The 16,778-nt window shown below is 73.9% G+C and carries 16 protein-coding genes and 3 tRNA genes; 6 read left to right on the top strand and 13 right to left on the bottom strand.

From position 1 onward, the window contains the following. Nucleotides 1-17: 17 nt before the first annotated feature. Both ACYQ8Q_RS27455 and ACYQ8Q_RS27450 read left to right on the top strand, forming a co-directional pair. Nucleotides 18-2,102 carry an AAA family ATPase gene (locus ACYQ8Q_RS27455; protein ID WP_460068536.1) on the top strand — a complete coding sequence of 695 codons (2,085 nt, stop codon included), beginning with the start codon at nucleotides 18-20 and terminating at the stop codon, nucleotides 2,100-2,102. Beyond that, entirely contained in the window at nucleotides 2,099-3,139 is a 1,041-nt protein-coding gene (locus ACYQ8Q_RS27450; protein WP_460068535.1) for an FHA domain-containing protein, read from the top strand. Before ACYQ8Q_RS27455 ends, ACYQ8Q_RS27450 begins: the two co-directional genes overlap by 4 nt. Nucleotides 3,140-3,146: 7 nt before the next feature. Here ACYQ8Q_RS27450 and ACYQ8Q_RS27445 read toward each other — a convergent pair whose 3' ends face one another. The 9 genes from ACYQ8Q_RS27445 to ACYQ8Q_RS27405 form a co-directional block, all read right to left on the bottom strand. Beyond that, a complete protein-coding gene (locus tag ACYQ8Q_RS27445) occupies nucleotides 3,147-3,803 on the bottom strand; it encodes an RES family NAD+ phosphorylase (RefSeq protein ID WP_460068534.1) in 657 nt (218 codons plus the stop codon). Then, the gene (locus ACYQ8Q_RS27440) at nucleotides 3,800-4,486 is read right to left on the bottom strand and encodes a hypothetical protein (RefSeq protein WP_460068533.1); all 687 of its coding nucleotides are present in this window, start codon (nucleotides 4,484-4,486) and stop codon (nucleotides 3,800-3,802) included. Before ACYQ8Q_RS27440 ends, ACYQ8Q_RS27445 begins: the two co-directional genes overlap by 4 nt. Then, nucleotides 4,473-7,925 (bottom strand): CHAT domain-containing protein, encoded by a 3,453-nt coding sequence (locus ACYQ8Q_RS27435; RefSeq protein ID WP_460068532.1) that lies wholly within the window; start codon nucleotides 7,923-7,925, stop codon nucleotides 4,473-4,475. The genes ACYQ8Q_RS27440 and ACYQ8Q_RS27435 overlap by 14 nt, the downstream gene beginning before the upstream one ends. A gap of 706 nt (nucleotides 7,926-8,631) precedes the next feature. After that, a complete protein-coding gene (locus ACYQ8Q_RS27430; protein WP_460068531.1) occupies nucleotides 8,632-9,687 on the bottom strand; it encodes a UDP-N-acetylmuramate dehydrogenase in 1,056 nt (351 codons plus the stop codon). A 42-nt stretch (nucleotides 9,688-9,729) separates the two neighbouring features. Next, entirely contained in the window at nucleotides 9,730-10,158 is a 429-nt protein-coding gene (locus ACYQ8Q_RS27425; protein ID WP_460068530.1) for a MaoC family dehydratase, read from the bottom strand. A 5-nt stretch (nucleotides 10,159-10,163) separates the two neighbouring features. Next, complete coding sequence (locus ACYQ8Q_RS27420; protein ID WP_460068529.1) at nucleotides 10,164-10,616, bottom strand: FAS1-like dehydratase domain-containing protein; 453 nt, start codon at nucleotides 10,614-10,616, stop codon at nucleotides 10,164-10,166. A 110-nt stretch (nucleotides 10,617-10,726) separates the two neighbouring features. Continuing rightward, entirely contained in the window at nucleotides 10,727-10,891 is a 165-nt protein-coding gene (rpmG, locus tag ACYQ8Q_RS27415; RefSeq protein ID WP_003948671.1) for a 50S ribosomal protein L33, read from the bottom strand. Between the two features lie 90 nt (nucleotides 10,892-10,981). Beyond that, nucleotides 10,982-11,054 (bottom strand) — tRNA-Met (locus tag ACYQ8Q_RS27410). Nucleotides 11,055-11,100: 46 nt separating this feature from the next. Further along, nucleotides 11,101-11,173 (bottom strand) — tRNA-Thr (locus ACYQ8Q_RS27405). 413 nt (nucleotides 11,174-11,586) lie between these two features. Between ACYQ8Q_RS27405 and ACYQ8Q_RS27400 the strand changes: the two genes are divergently transcribed. Beyond that, nucleotides 11,587-12,885 carry an amidohydrolase family protein gene (locus ACYQ8Q_RS27400; protein ID WP_460068528.1) on the top strand — a complete coding sequence of 433 codons (1,299 nt, stop codon included), beginning with the start codon at nucleotides 11,587-11,589 and terminating at the stop codon, nucleotides 12,883-12,885. A gap of 66 nt (nucleotides 12,886-12,951) precedes the next feature. Beyond that, nucleotides 12,952-13,608, top strand: coding sequence for an SDR family oxidoreductase (locus ACYQ8Q_RS27395; protein ID WP_460068527.1), 657 nt, complete (start codon nucleotides 12,952-12,954; stop codon nucleotides 13,606-13,608). Between the two features lie 6 nt (nucleotides 13,609-13,614). On the opposite strand, the gene ACYQ8Q_RS27390 is transcribed toward ACYQ8Q_RS27395, so the two are convergent. Then, nucleotides 13,615-13,836, bottom strand: coding sequence for a hypothetical protein (locus ACYQ8Q_RS27390; protein ID WP_460068526.1), 222 nt, complete (start codon nucleotides 13,834-13,836; stop codon nucleotides 13,615-13,617). Between the two features lie 98 nt (nucleotides 13,837-13,934). On the opposite strand from ACYQ8Q_RS27390, the gene ACYQ8Q_RS27385 reads away from it, so the two are divergent. Then, a complete protein-coding gene (locus ACYQ8Q_RS27385; RefSeq protein ID WP_460068525.1) occupies nucleotides 13,935-14,207 on the top strand; it encodes a hypothetical protein in 273 nt (90 codons plus the stop codon). A gap of 9 nt (nucleotides 14,208-14,216) precedes the next feature. Here ACYQ8Q_RS27385 and ACYQ8Q_RS27380 read toward each other — a convergent pair whose 3' ends face one another. The 3 genes from ACYQ8Q_RS27380 to ACYQ8Q_RS27370 all read right to left on the bottom strand — a co-directional run bounded on the left by ACYQ8Q_RS27380 (nucleotide 14,217) and on the right by ACYQ8Q_RS27370 (nucleotide 16,016). Next, the gene (locus ACYQ8Q_RS27380) at nucleotides 14,217-14,360 is read right to left on the bottom strand and encodes a peptidoglycan-binding domain-containing protein (RefSeq protein WP_460068524.1); all 144 of its coding nucleotides are present in this window, start codon (nucleotides 14,358-14,360) and stop codon (nucleotides 14,217-14,219) included. 183 nt (nucleotides 14,361-14,543) lie between these two features. Then, nucleotides 14,544-15,746, bottom strand: a complete 1,203-nt coding sequence (locus tag ACYQ8Q_RS27375) for a calcium-binding protein (protein ID WP_460068523.1) — start codon at nucleotides 15,744-15,746, stop codon at nucleotides 14,544-14,546. Nucleotides 15,747-15,934: 188 nt separating this feature from the next. Then, nucleotides 15,935-16,016: transfer RNA gene (locus tag ACYQ8Q_RS27370), tRNA-Tyr, on the bottom strand. A gap of 224 nt (nucleotides 16,017-16,240) precedes the next feature. Between ACYQ8Q_RS27370 and ACYQ8Q_RS27365 the strand changes: the two genes are divergently transcribed. After that, nucleotides 16,241-16,729 (top strand): YajQ family cyclic di-GMP-binding protein, encoded by a 489-nt coding sequence (locus ACYQ8Q_RS27365; protein WP_055638291.1) that lies wholly within the window; start codon nucleotides 16,241-16,243, stop codon nucleotides 16,727-16,729. Nucleotides 16,730-16,778 lie beyond the last annotated feature (49 nt).

The following is a 16,778-nucleotide window of genomic DNA, read 5'->3' as shown; positions in this document are numbered from 1 at the left end:
GCACCCGTGGAGACCCCTTGACCAGCCCCACCAGCCCCGCCAGCCCCACCGGCACCCCTCCCCCGGAGCAGTCGCGTGTGGCCCGGACGGTCCACCCGCCGTTCGCCGCCGAACTCGTCCACACCCTCAGCGTCCACTCCCAGTACGTCCTGCACGGCAACATCCGCGACGACTACGTGGTCGCCGACGACCTGACCGACGGCCGGCGGGTCTACCGGGCGGTGTCCCTGGAGGACATGCTCTGGGAACCGCTCCAGCGGGCCGGCTACAAGAGCCTGCTGCGGTACGACCCGGTGGCGGGCTTCCGGGTCGTGCACAGCACGGTCGCGGCGGAGACGACCACGCTGCTGGAGCGCGCCACCCGCCGGGTCCCGGGCCGTCCGGACGACGCCGGCACCGACGAGGTGGCCCGGGTCCTGGAGTCGTTCGCGCACGGCTGGGTCGGCGAGCGTCCCGGCCCGCCGCAGAAGGACCCCCGCTACGAGGACTACCAGCAGCCGCTGCACGCCGCCCTGATCGTCGACTACGCCTCCCGGATCCCTACCCAGGTCAACCAGCTCAGCGACGAGGAGCGCACGTTCTTCCTGCGCTGTCTGAAGATCGCCGAGGAGGCGCGCCCGTTCGTCCGCGCGAAGTCGGGCCGTGCCCTGTTCAACCCGGTGATCTGGCTGGCGGACGGCGAACGGGACCTGCCGGCCTGGCTGGTGACCAGCGGCGTACGGGTGCGCAGCATCGGTGTGCCGACGCCCGACCTCGGCCAGCGGCGCCGGATGGCCGCCCTGCTCGCCGGGCAGGCGGGCGTACCCGGCACCGCCACCCGGATGGACGTGGGCCCGCTGGTGGACCGGGACCGGCGCGAGGATCCGACCGAGGAGGACGTCGAGCGGTTCGCGCGGGCGGCCAGCGGGCTGACCCTGCGCGCGATGCGGGAGAGCATGCGGCTGGCCCGCGCCTCGAAGATCGGCTTCGACCGGATGGAACAGGCCGTACGGATCTACGAACTGGGCGTCAGCCGCAACCCGTGGACCGGCGGCGCGGTCGCCGACAGCATCCGGGACGGCGAGACGTACATCGGTAGCCGGGTGCAGGGCCAGGAGAAGGCGGTGACCCAGACCCTGGACGTGCTCAAGCGGGCCGCGCTCGGCCTGTCCGGCGCCCAGGCCTCCTCGCCGGCCGTGCACCGGCCCCGGGGGGTGCTGTTCTTCGCCGGGCCGACCGGCACCGGCAAGACAGAGCTGGCGAAGGCGGTCGCCACCACGCTGTTCGGCTCGGAGGACTCCTGTCTGCGCTTCGACATGAGCGAGTTCTCCGCCCCCCACTCTGCGGACCGCCTGGTCGGCGCGCCGCCCGGGTACGTGGGCTACGAGGCGGGCGGCGAGCTGACCCGCGCGGTGCGCGAGGACCCGTTCCGGGTGGTGCTGTTCGACGAGATCGACAAGGCCGACAAGGGCGTTCTGGACAAGTTCCTCCAGGTGCTGGAGGACGGGCGGCTGACGGACGGCCAGGGCGTGACGACGTACTTCAGCGAGTGCGTCCTGATCTTCACGTCCAACCTGGGCGTGCACGGCCCCTCCGGCGAGGACGGCCGTCCGCTGGACTCCTCCGCCGGCCGGGAGCGGATCCCCGAGACCCCGCAGGAGCGCGCGGAGTTCGAGCAGCGGATCCTCGGCAACGTCCGCCACCACTTCGAGCACACGCTGAAGCGGCCCGAGCTGCTGAACCGGCTCGGCGGCAACATCGTCGTCTTCCAGTACATCAAGGCGGCCGTCGCCCGGAACATCTTCGCCGGGCAGCTCCGCAACATCGTCGACCACATGGAACGCCAGGGCGGTCTGCGGCTGCGGGTGCTGCCCGAGGCCGAGAAGGTCCTGGCGGACCTGTGCACCGAGGACCTGCGCCAAGGCGGCCGGGGCATCGGCATGAAGCTGGAGACCCATCTCATCAACCCGCTCGCCCGCGAGGTGTTCCGCCTCGGCACCCTGGAGCCCGGCTCGCTGGTCACCGTCTCGCGGGTCGTCCGCCGCCCGGACGGCGAGGTCGACCTGACGGTGGACGCGTCGGCCGACGGGCACGTCTCGATGCGGAAGGCGCCGGTCTGGTGACGGAGGGACCGCGCCGGCACGTGGACAAGAGCCTCGCCCAGGACGACCTCCTACCGGACTACGGCGACGAGGGCGACGACGACGTCCCACTCCCGAACTCCCCCGAACCAACCGGGTCGAAGACCCGGGAGCCAGACGAGACGGAGACCCGGGAGCCAAACGAGGGGACGGCCCCGGGGACGGGCTGGGGGACGGCCCCGGAGACCGATCGGGAGACAAACGGTGGGACGGACCGGGAGACGGCCCCGGAGACCCACCGGGAGACCCACCCGGGGACGAACGCGAGGACCGGCCCGCGGGCGAACGCGGGGGCCTACTGGGAGACCGACGCGGCGGCGGGCTGGGAGCCGGACGAGGGGACGGACCCGGAGACGGACCCGGGAACGGACCCGGGGACGGACCGGCAGACGAACGCGGGGACGGGCTGGGGGACGGACCGGGGGACGGACCCCGAGACCCATCGGGGGACTCGCCCGGGGACGAACGCGAGGACCGGCCCGCGGGCGAACGCGGGGGCCTACTGGGAGACCGACCCGGGGGCGGGCTGGGAGCCGGACGAGGGGACAGACCCGGAGACGGACCCGTGGGGACCGTCGGCGGCGCGCACCCCAGGGCCGCCCCGCTCCCACCCCTGCTGGTCCTGTGCCGCCGCCGTGCCGGCCGGGGAGTCCGCCTGCCCCGAGTGCCAGGAGTCGGCCCGGTATCTGCGGCTGCTCGGCCCCGGCTCGTCGATCGATCTGCGGCACGGCGAAGGGCCCCCGCTGCGGCTCGGCCGGCATCCGGTGTGGGCGACGGCCGTGGCGGGCGCCCTCTCCGGCGACCGAGGGAAGGGCGTCTCCCGCCGCCACGCGGAGCTCCAGCTGACGCCCGACGGCACGATGTGGCTGACGGAGTGCGCCCACGGCACGCTGAACGGCACCTACGTCAACGACGAGAGGCTCACCCCGGGCACCCGTGCCCCCGTGCGCGACGGGGACGTCATCGGGCTCGGCCGCAACTGCGCCTTCACGGTGCTGCTGGTCGAGCCCGACGCGTAGGGGCCGCTCAGCGGGCCGGCGGCACGATCGCGGCCCGCAGCGGGGTGAGCAGCCGGTTCGCCGTGTCGGCGCCGTCGAAGGTGCCCAGGTCATGGCTGACCAGCGGCTCGGCCGCGAACGGGCCGTCCCCGCAGCGGTCCCCGAACAGCACCAGCGCCTCCCGCGGCCGGTGCCGCCGGGACTGCCACACCAGACCCTGCGCCTTCTCCGCCTGCCGCCGCAGCTCCTGCGCCCAGAAGCGGGTGCGCGGGTAGTCGTCCGGCTCGGAGTCCAGCAGCCAGCTGTCCTGGCAGACGGCCGCCAGGTCCTCCTCCACCCGCAGCGACACCAGGGTCAGCTCGGCCGTGGTGACGAGCTCGGCGAGCGTGTACCGGGCGGCCTGCGCCCAGGGCACCAGCCGCGCGCCGAGGACCGGGTCGAAGTCCATGGACCGCAGCAGCACCTCGGCCAGCGCGGTGGCCGGCTCCCGGGTGGCGTAGAGGTAGGGGTAGGGGTCCTCGGCCGTGCAGTCGAAGCGGCTGCCGCCGAACAGGGTGTGCGCCGCGGCCTCCTTGAAGCCGGTCGCCGGGTAGTCGGTGCGGTGACAGCGCCACAGCCGGGTGCCCGCGGGGAGCACGGTGGTGAGGGGCGCCATCGTGACCGAGGGCGGGATCTGCCGGGTCATCGGCCGCCCTCCTCGACGAGGGCCAGCGCGGCGTCGGCCAGCCGGTCGTCCGGCACCTGCCCGAGCAGCGCGGCGGGCGGGCCGCCCAGCCAGGAGTTGCCGCCCAGCCACCAGTCGGCGGCGCCCCAGGGATCGCGGTCGGCGAGCAGGATGCGGTTGATGCGGACGACGACGTCCCAAGGCCGCCCGGTCTCCGGATCGAACTGGAACTCGGGACTGCGTCGCCCCGCCTGCGGATCGGCCAGCACGATGACATCGGCGGGCGGACTCTGCGCCGGGGCGGCCTCCCGCGAGGGCGCGGCGAGCAGCCTGCGCCGGGCGGCGGCGACGATGTCGGCGACGGACGGCCCCTCGGGCTCCGCGGGCGCGGGCCGAGCCGCCGGTGCCGCGTAGAGCGCCTCCAGTGCCGCGAGGAGCGTGTCCTCCTCCGGCACGGTGGCCGTCGCGGAGGCGCCGCGGCCGTAGACGTGCAGCAGCCGGGCGAGTTCACCGGCCTCGTCGGGGACCGGCCACAGCGAGCGGATGACCGCCATCACGGCCATGGCGGCGCGCTCGGCGTCCGCGCCGGCCTCGCGGAGCCGTTCCAGCATGGCCAGGAAGTGCTGGTACTGCTCGTCGTCCAGCCACTGCCTGAGTTCCTCGCGATGGCGGACGAGCAGGGCCAGCAGCTCATCGGTGTCCAACGTGTTCCCTCCGGGTCGGCCCGGTCGTGGCCGGTGCGGGATTGCCTTGGTGGATGAAGGGGGCCCAGGCGGCCACGGGCAGCGCGGCCCGGCCCCTGATCCGGGCGGCCAGCGGCCCGGGGAGCCCCGGAACGGGGGTGCGGGCGGGATCGAGTGCCCACTGCTGGGTGAGCCGCAGCGCCTGCGCCGGGTCCGCCCCCTGGGCGAGGTGGTGATGGACGACGTACATCAGTACGGCCGAACTCGCGTCGTCCAGGCCCCACTTGGAGCCGATCACATCGGCGGCTCCCCGGGCGGTGAACGCGGTGGTGAGGGTGAGTGCCTCGTCGTGGTCGCGGGCGCTGAGGTCGGTCTCGCAGGCGCTGAGCACCACCAGCGGCCCGGCCTCGGCCCGCCCGTCCGCCGAGGGCGCCCCGAGCAGCTGCCGTACGGTGAGCGCCCCCGGATCGTCCCCGTCGCCCGCGCTCGGCCGGGACGGGTGCAGCAGCAGCCGCGACACGGTGGGCCGGTCCCCGACCCGGCCGTGCACGCTCAGCTCCACCAGGGTGGCGGGCCGCTCGGCCGTCCCGCCGGGCAGCAGCGGCAGCAGCTCCTCGGGGGTGCCGTCGCGGTCCCACCCGTTGCGCACGAAGTAGCCGTAGCAGCGGGCGTGCGGATAGAAGGACTCCCGCAGGGCGTCGACCTCGTGCTCGGCGTACGGCAGTGAGGCGCGCGGATCCGCGACGAGCACGGGCGCGTCGGCCACGGGAAGCCGGGCCCTCCCGACGGACCGCAGGAACTCGGCCCCGGACGCGGCATGGCTGAGGACCGCGAGATCGAGCGCGTACACCGGCCGCCGACCGTGTTCCCCGCTCTCCCCCGCCGTGATCCGGGCCGCGTGCCAGGGCACGGACCCGAGGTTCCCGGCGGGCAGCAGCACCAGCCGCACCGGGTCGTCCGGCCGCGCGGGCCGTCCGGGCCGTACGACGTCCAGGACCGGCCCCATCACGGCGGGTCCCGCCCAGTCGCACAGCCCCTCCAGCGCCGCCTCCCACGCGGCGAGCGCCTCCGCCCGGCCGGGCTCGCCGTACGGCACCCCGGGCGCGGTGAACACCGACCGGTCGCGCGCGGCGTCCAGATACCGCTCCAGCGGTCCCCGCCGCGCCCGTCCCAGCCCGCTCAGCTCCAGCGGCAGCGGCGCCGCACCGGGCCGTACGACCAGCGCCCACCCCGGCCGCTCGCCCTGCCCCACCAGCAGATGGACGACGGCGTCCACCCCGCCGCGCTGAGCGGCGTCGGCCACCTCCTGCCAGCCGGGTCCCGCCGGTGACTCGCCCCCCGCGGCACGGGCCCGCAGAGCGCCCAGCGCGCGGCGGCGCAGGGTACTGGGGATGAGGGTGTCCGCGGTGCCGATGGTGCCAGGAGTGCTGGGAGTACCGGGTGCGCTGGGAGTACCGGCGGCGCCGGGTGCGCCGGGTGCGCCGGGTGCGCCGGGTGCGCCGGGTGCGCCGGGTGCGCCGGGTGCGCCGGGTGCGCCGGGTGCGCCGAAGGGTGTACGCCGGAGGCTGTCGGCGCCGTCGCCCGCGCGGGCGGCCTCGCGCCACTGGGCGGCCAGGGCGTGCTCGCCGTACGCCTCCAGCTGCTCCGGTACGCCGGTGGAGGCCGCGACCGCCCGCAGCACGAGCGCGCGGCCCGCCTCCAGGACGCGCAGCGCGGTGGCCGCGTCGCCCGTCTCCGCCGCCCAGCCCGCCGCCGCGACCCCCCGGTCGGCGGCCGCGCGGGCGGCGGCGAGCCCGTGCTCGGCGCCGATCTGGAGCAGCACGTCCTCGGCGACCTTCTCCAGCTGCCGTTCGGTCGCCTCCAGCGCCCGCGCCGTGTCCCCGGGCGCGGCGCGCCGCCGGTACAGCCCGGCCAGCTCCTTGTACACCTCCTGCGCGGTGCCGCAGCCGGTGTTCTCGTCGATCTCGGCGCGCGCGGTCTCCAGTTCGCCGAGCGCGGTGTCGAGGGCGGTCCGGTCGCCATGGCGCTCGTGCTGGACGTTGAGGGCGAGGGCGATGCCGAGCCGGGCCCGGATGTCCTGGTCGGCGACGACCTGGGGGCCGCCGAGCGCGGCGCGGGCCCGTGCGACCTCCTCCAGGACGGCTCGGGAGGAGGGGTCGACGTACTGCTCCAGCGCGCTGGTGATCGCGCCCATCGAGGGCATGATCCCGCGCAGCGCCATCGGCATCGCGGGGTGCTCCTGCGCCTCGCGCAGATACATCAGCGCCCGTCTGAGCGGCGGGCCCACCGTGCCGCCCGCGGTGCCGATCGCCATGGCCCGGCGCAGTTGCAGGGTGCCGAGGTTGAACAGGACGAGGGAGGACGCGCTGTCGTCGTCGGCGAGGTCCTGGCGCAGGTCCAGCAGCACCTCGGCGATGTCGTCCAGCTCGTCGAGGTCGTCGTCGGCCGCGGCGGCGATGCGCTGGTGCAGCAGCAGGGCACGGCCGGTGGTGGAGAGTTCCTTGCCGGCGGGCCCCGGCAGCGCGTCCCCTTCGGTGCCCTGGCGGCCGTAGGCGTCGGTGAGCAGCCGGTGCGCGGTCGCCGCGTCGAGGAGGTTGCCGCCCTGCATGGAGGCGCTCGACAGCAGTCCGGCCAGCAGGATCGGGGACAGTCCGGCGGGGGCGTCCTGGCTGCGGGAGGCCTCCAGGAGCGGTTCGCCCGCCTCGACCAGCCGCTCCGCCCGGCCCTCGCGCATCCCCTGTGCCATCCGGACCAGACCGGCGGTCATCTGCTCCTGCCAGGTGCCCAGCGGCAGCGCCTCGACCGCGCGCTCGAACTCCTCCGGCTTCAGCAGCCCCGGCGACATCATCTCCATCGCGGGCAGCCACTCCTGCATGAGGCGGGCGAGCTCCTCGGGCGCGGGCGGGAAGGCTCCGGCGGGACCCTGCCCCGTCTCCGGGGCCGTGTCGGGCATCGCCCTGAGCAGTTCCGTGACCGCGTTCATGGCGAGGCCGAGGTGGGGCGGCATGGTGCCCAGGGCGTTGGCCCGGGCGGCCACGTCGAGGAGGGAGGCCCGGTCGTTCGTCATGCCGGAGAGCGTCCGCAGGGAGGCGATCCAGCGTTCCAGGTCCGGGCGGTCGGCCGGATCGGCCGTCTCGGCCAGTTCCTCCAGCAGGTCCGCCACCTCGGCGAAGTCCTCCAGGGCCCCCGGGCCGCCGGGCGTCAGATAGGCGGCGCCGACCTTCATCATCTCGGTGAAGTCCCGCTCGCCCCGGCCCTCCAGCTCCGGAAGCCTCGGCATCAGCAGCCGGATCAGCAACCGGACCACGCTCTCCCGGGCCCGCACCTCCCGCTCGGTCACGGGCACCGCCGCCCGCGCCTCCCGCAGCAGCCCGATCGCCTCGCCCCGCTCCCCCTCGGGATCCACCGCACCCCCGGCAAGACACCGCACGGCCAGCAACACCCCCCGGGCCCTACGCACCTCCCACCGCTCCCCCTCCCCCACCTCCCGCTCAGCCCGAACAAGCTCCCGCAGAACACACTCGGTGACCCCGGGGGCAGGCGCGGCACCGGGGTCCAACTCGGCACCAGGACCGGGCGCGGCACCGCGGGTGGAGGTGGCACCCGGACCGGATAAGGAGCCGAAGCCCTCTTCAGCTACGGCGCCTCGCTCCCCGCCACCCCGCCCCCCGGTGCCTAGCGCCCCCGTCCCAGGCTCCCCGACAGCACGCCCCCCGGTGCCTGGTGCCCCGGTGTCCGGCTCCCCCGTGGCTCGTTGCCCGGATCGGCGCTCTCTCGTCGCCTGGTCCAGGGTGGCCCACTGGCGGCTGAGTGCGGTCGCCTGGTCGAGGAGTGCCCGGCGGTCGGTCACGGGCCCCGCGCTGCCCGGCCCGGGCCGCTCCCCCGCGTCCTCTTCCGCTCCGGTGTTTCCCTGCGTCCCGCCGACCGTCACGCGTGCCTCCCCGGATCCCCGTCGCCCCACATACTGGCGGCGCCGGTGCGCCCGCGCGGCGCTTTCGGCCGTATTTCAGCCGAACCGACCGGGAAACAACCGCACTTGAGCCCCCTGGGTGGTAAGGAAAGCGGTCACCATCGAGGTGGGGGCGCCCGCGGTGGCCCGGGCTACGGATCGGGGGAGGCCCGAGGCCCGCGGCCGCCCCCGACTCATCTGCCGGGGAACCGGGGCCCTACAGCTCCGCGCCGACCATCACCGGTTCGTTGACGAGCGTGATCCCGAACGCCCCCCGTACCCCGGCCACGACCTCGCGGGCCAGCGTCAGCAGGTCCTCCGTGGTGGCGGTGCCGCGGTTGGTGAGGGCGAGGGTGTGCTTGGTGGAGATACGGGCGGGCCCTTCGCCGTACCCCTTGGTGAAGCCGGCCTTGTCGATCAGCCAGGCGGCGGAGGTCTTGGTGTGCCCGGGGCCCGCCGGGTAGGCGGGCGGCTCCGCGTCCTCGCCCAGCCGCTCCTTCACGCGCGCGTGGAAGACGGCGAAGTCGGCGTCGGTGAGGATCGGGTTGGTGAAGAACGATCCGGCGGACCAGGTGTCGTGGTCCTCGGCGTCGAGCACCATGCCCTTCCCGGCCCGCAGCTTCAGCACGGTCTCCCGGGCCCGCCCCAGCGGCACCCGGTCCCCGGCCCCGACGCCCAGCGCCCGCGCGGTCTCGGCGTACTTGATCGGCGCCGACAGCCCGTCCGCGTCCTCCAGGACGAAACGGACCCGCAGGACGACGTACCGCTCGGGGTCGCTCTTGAAGCGGCTGTGCCGGTAGGCGAAGACGCACTCCTCGTTGGTGAGGGTGACCGTCTCGCCGGCCCGGCGGTCGTAGGCGACGACCTCGGTGAGGGTGGTGGAGACCTCCTGGCCGTACGCCCCCACGTTCTGGATCGGGGTGGCGCCCGCCGAGCCGGGGATCCCGGCGAGGCATTCGATCCCGGCCAGGCCGGCCTCGACGGTCCGGGCGACGGCGTCGGTCCACACCTCGCCCGCGGCCAGCTCCAGCGTGGTGCCGACGAGCTCGAACCCGCGCGTGGCGATGCGCAGGGCGGTGCCCTCGAAGCCCTTGTCCCCGATGACGAGGTTGGACCCGCCGCCGATCACCAGCAGTGGCGTACCCGCGGCGTCGGCGGCCCGCACGACGTCGATCACCTCGGCGTCGGTGGCCGCGGTCACCAGCCGGGCGGCGGGCCCTCCGAGCCGGAAGGTGGTCAGCGGGGCAAGCGGGGCGTCGTAAGTTTCCAGCACGCGCCCAAGCCTACGAGACCCCCGTGGACGCCCCTCCGGGCCCTATCCGAGCCGTACGACCGCCCGGGACATCCCCAGCACCTTCTGCCCTGCGCTGGTGACCAGCAGATCGACGCGCACGGTGTGGTCGTCCAGCTTGGCCGCCACCTTGCCGGCGACCTCGATCACCGCGCCCCGCTCGTCGTTGGGCACGACGACCGGCTTGGTGAACCGCACCCCGTAGTCGACGACCGCTCCCGGGTCCCCGACCCAGTCCGTCACGACCCGGATCGCCTCGGCCATGGTGAACATGCCGTGCGCGATGACGTCCGGCAGTCCCACCTCCTTGGCGAACTTCTCGTTCCAGTGGATGGGGTTGAAGTCCCCGGAGGCCCCCGCGTACTGCACGAGCGTGGCCCGGTCCACCGTGAAGGTCTGCGCCGGCAGTTCGGTGCCGACCTCGACGTCCGCGTAGGCGATCTTCGCCGTCATCACCCTCACGCCTCCTCGGCCGCGCGCGCGACCAGCTTGGTCCAGGCGGTCACGACGTGCTCGCCCGCCTCGTCGTGCACCTCGCCGCGGATGTCCACGATCTCGTTGCCCGCCATGGACTTGATCGCCTCGATGGTGGAGGTGACCGTGAGCCGGTCGCCGGCCCGCACGGGGCGCTTGTAGGCGAACTTCTGGTCGCCGTGCACCACGCGGCTGTAGTCCAGGCCGAGCCGGGGGTCCCGGACGACCTCTCCCGCGGCCTTGAAGGTGATGGAGAACACGAAGGTGGGCGGGGCGATCACATCGGCGTACCCGAGCGCCTTGGCGGCCTCCGGGTCGGTGTACACCGGGTTGGTGTCCCCCACGGCCTCGGCGAACTCACGGATCTTCTCGCGGCCGACCTCGTAGGGGTCGGTGGCGGGGTAGGTCCGCCCGACGAAGGACTGGTCGAGCGCCATGGCTCGGCACCTCCTGCTTGCTGTGCTGACCGATACTGACGGGTACGGGTCGTTCAACGACGCGAGGCCGCCCCCGATCACTCGGGGACGGCCTCGCATACGAGCCTGATTTATCGCGTTTCGCGGTGCGCGGTGTGCGCGTTGCAACGCGGGCAGTGCTTCTTCATCTCCAGTCGGTCCGGGTTGTTACGCCGGTTCTTCTTGGTGATGTAGTTCCGCTCCTTGCACTCCACGCAGGCCAGCGTGATCTTCGGGCGGACGTCGGTGGCAGCCACGTGAGTGCTCCTTGACGAACGGATGGGATTGGTTTAACGCAAGAAAGAGTAGCCGATCGAAGGACCGACCCCGCAATCGGCTACTGCGTGTAGCGGTGACCGGACTTGAACCGGTGACACAGCGATTATGAGCCGCTTGCTCTACCGACTGAGCTACACCGCTTTGATGTGATCCGTTCCCGCCTCGCGACGGGAACCTCTCACACCAGAGCCCCAATACGGAATCGAACCGTAGACCTTCTCCTTACCATGGAGACGCTCTGCCGACTGAGCTATTGGGGCGAGCGATGAAGACATTACACGGTCCGCAGCCGTTCACCCAAATCCGTTTCGCGGCCCTCCGGAGGGACCCGCGGACGCGCCCACCGGACGGCCCACCACCGGTCCGGCCACCGGTCCCGCCACCGGTCCCGGCAGCCCCGCGCGCCTCCCCGGAACCGTCCGCGCGCCACCGCGACCACCGCAACCCCATCGGTACGACTATTGCGCTCCTCCCCGACCGCACCGGAGCGCCGCCCTAGGCTCTACTCACTCTCCGTGACCTTGCGTCCCCCGCGCGGTCCCGGGTCACCCTCGCCCCCGCCGTGAAGCACGAAACCCGAACCACGAACCACGAATCGCGAACCCCGAACCCCGAACCACCAACCGCGAGCCCCGGGACCCGAGCCGCCGGACCCCGAGCCCTCTGGAGCGCGATGCCCGACAGCCGGCCCGAGCCACCCCCGCCCTCGTCCTCCCCGTCCGGCCCCCCGGACGGAGGCGCGCTGCTGCTGTGCGGGGCGCGGCTGACGGACGGCCGGACGGTGGACGTACGACTGGTCCGCGGGCGGATCGAGGCGGTCGGCACGGCCGGCAGCCTCACACCGGGCCCGGCCCGCTCCGGCCCGGGCACCGGCACCGCGCGGGTCGACCTCTCCGGCCACCTCCTGCTCCCGGCCCCCGCCGAGCCGCACGCCCACGTCGACACGGCCCTGACGGCCGACCTGGACGGGCCCGTCCCGTACGGCCCCGAGGACGTGCAGCGGCGCGCCGTCGAGGCCGCCCTGCTCCAGCTCGGGCACGGCGCGACCGCGCTGCGCGCCCAGGTGCGGGTGGGCGACGTCCAGGGCCTCGGCGCGCTGACCGCCGTCCTGCGGGCCGGGCGTGCGCTGAGCGGGCTCGCCGAGCTGACGACGGTGGCGATGCCCCGGCTGCTGACCGGGGTGGCCGGGGCGGACGGCCTCGCGATGCTGCGGGACGCGCTGAAGATGGGCGCCTCGGTGGTGGGCGGCTGTCCCGACCTCGACCCCGATCCGACCGGGTACGTGGAAGCCGTCCTGGAGGTCGCCTCCGAGCACGGCTGCCCGGTCGATCTGCACACCGACGCGGGCGACCCGGTCCGCCTCGCCCGGCTCGCCGCGATGGCCGGCGGGCTGCGCCCCGGGGTCGCCCTCGCCCCGTGCGGCGGCCTCGGACGACTCTCCCCCGGCGCGGCCGCCCGCACCGCCGACCGGCTGGCCGCCGCCGGGGTGACGGTGGTGTGCCTGCCGCAGGGCGGCTGCGGCGCCTCGGAGCACCACGGCACGGCGCCCGTACGGCTGTTGCGCGCGGCCGGGGTGCGGGTGGCGGCCGGCAGCGGGGCCCTGCGCGACCTGTCCAACCCGGTCGGGCGCGGGGACCCGCTGGAGGCGGCCTACCTCCTCGTCTCCCGGCACGGTCTGCGCCCCGAGGAGGCCTACGACGCCGTGAGCGGCTCCGCGCGGGCGGCCCTGGGGCTGCCCGAGATCCGGGTCGAGGCCGGATTCCCCGCCGATCTGCTGGCCGTCCGCGGCGACGGGCTGGCGGGCGTGCTCTCCCTCGGCTACAGCCGTGTCGTGATCCACCGCGGCCGGGTGGTGGCCCGGACGAGCGCGGTCCGGGAGTACGGCGACTCGGCGGCGCCCGCGGCCCCGGCGGCACCGGCGGCACCGGTGGAGCGGGGGCTGCCGCGGCAGGGGCGCGGGGAGTCGTCGTAGGCCCGCCGGGGCGTTCGCGCGGGTACGGCGCGGCGGACGGGGACGCCCCGGCGTACGGTCGGAAACATGCGCATTGTCATCGCTGGTGGTCATGGTCGGATCGCGCTGCGGCTGGAGCGGTTGCTCGCCGGGCGTGGTGACGAGGTCGCGGGGATCGTCCGCAAGGCGGAGCAGGCGGAGGATCTGCGGGCGGCGGGCGCCGAACCGGTCGTACGGGACCTGGAGTCGGCGTCGGTCGAGGAGGTCGCCGAGCTGCTGCGGGGCGCGGACGCGGCGGTGTTCGCGGCGGGCGCCGGGCCGGGCAGCGGGGTGGCCCGCAAGGACACGGTGGACAAGGGCGCGGCGGTGCTGTTCGCGGACGCGGCGGTCCGGGCGGGCGTACGGCGTTTCGTGGTCGTGTCGTCAATGGGCGCGGACCCGGACCACCCGGGCCAGGAGGTCTTCGACGTGTATCAGCGCGCCAAGGGCGAGGCGGACGCGTACGTACGGGGTCTGGACTCGCTCGACTGGACGATCCTGCGCCCCGGGCTGCTCACCGACGATCCCGGCACCGGGCTGGTCCGGCTGGAGGCCCGCACGGGCCGCGGCGCCGTCCCGCGCGACGACGTGGCGGCCGTCCTGGCGGAGCTCGTGGACACCCCGGCCACGGCCGGCCTCACCCTGGAGCTGATCGGCGGCTCGGCACCGGTGTCGGTGGCGGTGAAGTCGGTGGCCGGGAACTGAGGCCGGTCAGAAGAGCGGGAGCTGCCCCGGGAACTCGGGCAGGGCGTACCCGTCCAACGACGGCTGTACGGCACCCAGTTGCGCCCTGCTGCGGGAGCCGGGGCAGGAGACGAGCTCCCCGTTCCCGCGGGCGCCCGGCGGGTCGTGCCGGGCGAACCGTCCGGCGACGACGGCGATCTCGCGACGGCACTCGGGACAGACTCTGCGACGGCTGGATCCGCTGGACATGGGGCAAGTGTGCCGCAGTGGGCCACCCGGGTACCCGGTCGCGGCACACGCCCCGCTCACCGCGCGGATCGGCCGACACGTCCCTAGCATCCGGACATATGGCACATACCTTCGAGGAACTCGTGGCGATGCAGCGCCTGGCCGACGAGACCCACGCACGGGTCGAGGAACTGCGGGACGCCTACGGCCCGCCGACGGCGACCCCCTGGTCGGAGACGCAGACCGACACGTACGAGACCGCCTGGCGGGCCTGGCGCGACCTCGCCCGTGACGTCCAGGCCGCGGTGACGGCGTACGCCAAGGACGAGGAGAGACCGCGCAGCGATGTGGAGGCGGAGGTGAAGCGCGCGGCGAAGTCACCGGGCGCCTGACCTGCGCTGTCAGCAGACGAACGCTGTCGAGTTGCCCCAGAAGACGAGGAACGACCAGGTCTGGGCCGCGACGACCCCGTCCACGCCGATGCCGGCGCAGCGCTGGAAGCGCAGCGTCGCCCGCTGGGTGACGGGCCCGAACTGCCCGTCCACGGCGAGGTCGCGGCCGGTGTCAGCATCTCCACATGAGACATCCCCCGCACCACCGTGCACTCCAGCCCCACAGGCCGCATCTCCGCACCCACGCCACAGAGCCCGCGACCTGCTGTCACCGCAGGTCACGGGCTCCTTTCTCGGTGTTCTCGGTGTTCTCGGTGTTCTCGGGGATCCCGGGGGTCAGGGAACGTCGGTAACGGTCTCGCAGCGCACCGCGTGGTCGGCGTCGCCGGCCTGACCGTCGCAGGAGTCGGTCTGCGCGCCGCCGTCCAGGAAGTCGTCGGCGGGGCCCGCGTAGAGGGCGTCGTCATCGGCGCCGCCACGCAGCACGTCCCGGCCGCCCGCCGTGCCGACAGTCGCGTCCCCGTCGAAGTTCACGTTGTCGCCGAAGAGTTGGTCGTCCCCGCCGCGGCCGTCGATCACGTCGTTGCCCGCGACGGTGCGGGAGGCGTCACCGACGGAGCTGTCGCCGAAGAGCAGGTCGTCCGCCGTGCCGCCGATGATCCGGTCGTTGCCGGCCCCGGTCGCCCGACCTCCCTGGGGGTCACCGATGTTGTGGTCCCCGATGGCGAAGAGGCCGCCGTCGGCGCCGAGATCGATGAGGTCGTCGCCGCCGTTCCCGTGGACCGCGTCGATGCCCTCGCTGTCCCCGACGACGCTCTCGGCGGCGACACCCGGTCCGGAGCGGAGCACGTCGTCACCGGCGCCGGTCGCGGAGCCCTGGAAGGGGGCGGCCGAGTCCCCGAGCAGTCCGTCGTCGCCGTCGCCGCCGTAGAGGGTGTCGTCGCCCCCTCCTTCGGCGTCCCCGCCGAGGGCGACGCTGTCGCCGGTCATGTGGACGTCGTCGCCGTCGTCGCCGTAGAGCCGGTCGTCGCCGCCGCCCCGGGCGTCGCCGTCGGTGTCGGTCTCGGAGTCGCCGACCAGGAAGTCGGAGCCGTCGCCGCCGTGGAGGGTGTCGTTGCCGCCGCCCTCGGCGTTCCCGCTGCCGCTCTGCGCGTCACCGACCAGGTCGTCGTCGCCGTCGCCGCCGTACAGGACGTCGTTGCCACCGCCCCGGGCGTCCCCGCTCTCGACCGACACGTCCCCGCGGATGATGTCGTCGCCCTCACCGCCGTCGACCCGGTCGTTGCCGAGCCCGCCGATCAGCCGGTCGTCACCGCCGAGGCCGCAGACGACGTCGTTGCCCCCGCGCCCGTCGACGACGTCCGCGCCCGCGGAGCCGACGATGACGTCGCTGCCCGGCGTACCGGTGAGCGTGCCCGCGCCGGTGAGGGTCGCCGGGATACCGAAACAGGTGGGAGGGGCGGCGACCGCGGCGGTCACCGGCGCTCCCAGCGTGAACAGCGCCGCCGAGACGACGCCCGCCATGAGGAGCCGAGCCATGCAGGACCTCCGGGTCCGAGGGATGCCTGAGGAAGATCTCCCCTCGGGGCAGGGCAGTTGGCCCACGCATGACCCGTTTGCCCCACACCGTCCCTCGAACGGACAGCAGCCGCTCCCCCGCACCGCGACAACGACGAAGGGCCCGTCACCTGCCGTATTGGCAAGTGACGGGCCCTTCGTTCTCAGCGTGGCGGCGCCAGGATTCGAACCTGGGAAGGCTGAGCCGGCAGATTTACAGTCTGCTCCCTTTGGCCGCTCGGGCACACCGCCGGGTTTTGCTGCCGTTCGAACCGCTTTTCGGCGGTGCTCCCTGGCAACGACGTAAACAATACCCGATACCGAGGGGTGCTTCGCCACCCGATTGATCTCCACCCGGACGACCGCGGGTGGCTAGGCTTGTCCGGATGCGGCCCGGGATCACACCGGGCTCGGCGGCCGCCCCACGTACGCCGATCCGCAGCTCACACGCACCCCGATACAAGGAGCCACAGGACATGGCCGACTCCAGTTTCGACATCGTCTCGAAGGTCGAGCGGCAGGAGGTCGACAACGCCCTCAACCAGGCCGCCAAGGAGATCTCGCAGCGCTACGACTTCAAGGGCGTGGGCGCCTCCATCTCCTGGTCCGGCGAGAAGATCCTCATGGAGGCGAACTCCGAGGACCGGGTGAACGCCGTCCTCGACGTCTTCCAGTCGAAGCTGATCAAGCGCGGGATCTCGCTGAAGGCGCTGGACGCGGGCGAGCCCCAGCTCTCCGGCAAGGAGTACAAGCTCTTCGCGGAGATCAAGGAGGGCATCTCCCAGGACAACGCGAAGAAGGTCGCGAAGCTGATCCGCGACGAGGGCCCCAAGGGCATCAAGGCCCAGGTGCAGGGTGACGAACTGCGCGTCAGCTCCAAGAGCCGTGACGACCTCCAGGCCGTCATCGCCCTGCTGAAGGGTCAGGACTTCGACTTCGCCCTGCAGTTCGTGAACTACCGGTAGCCGGCCGCCGGTCGGCCGCTCCCGGTGACGACGAAGGGCGGGCACCCCG

It is taken from the genome of Streptomyces sp. YKOK-I1 (genome assembly GCF_054660435.1).
This window is presented reverse-complemented; position numbering and strand designations above follow the sequence as displayed.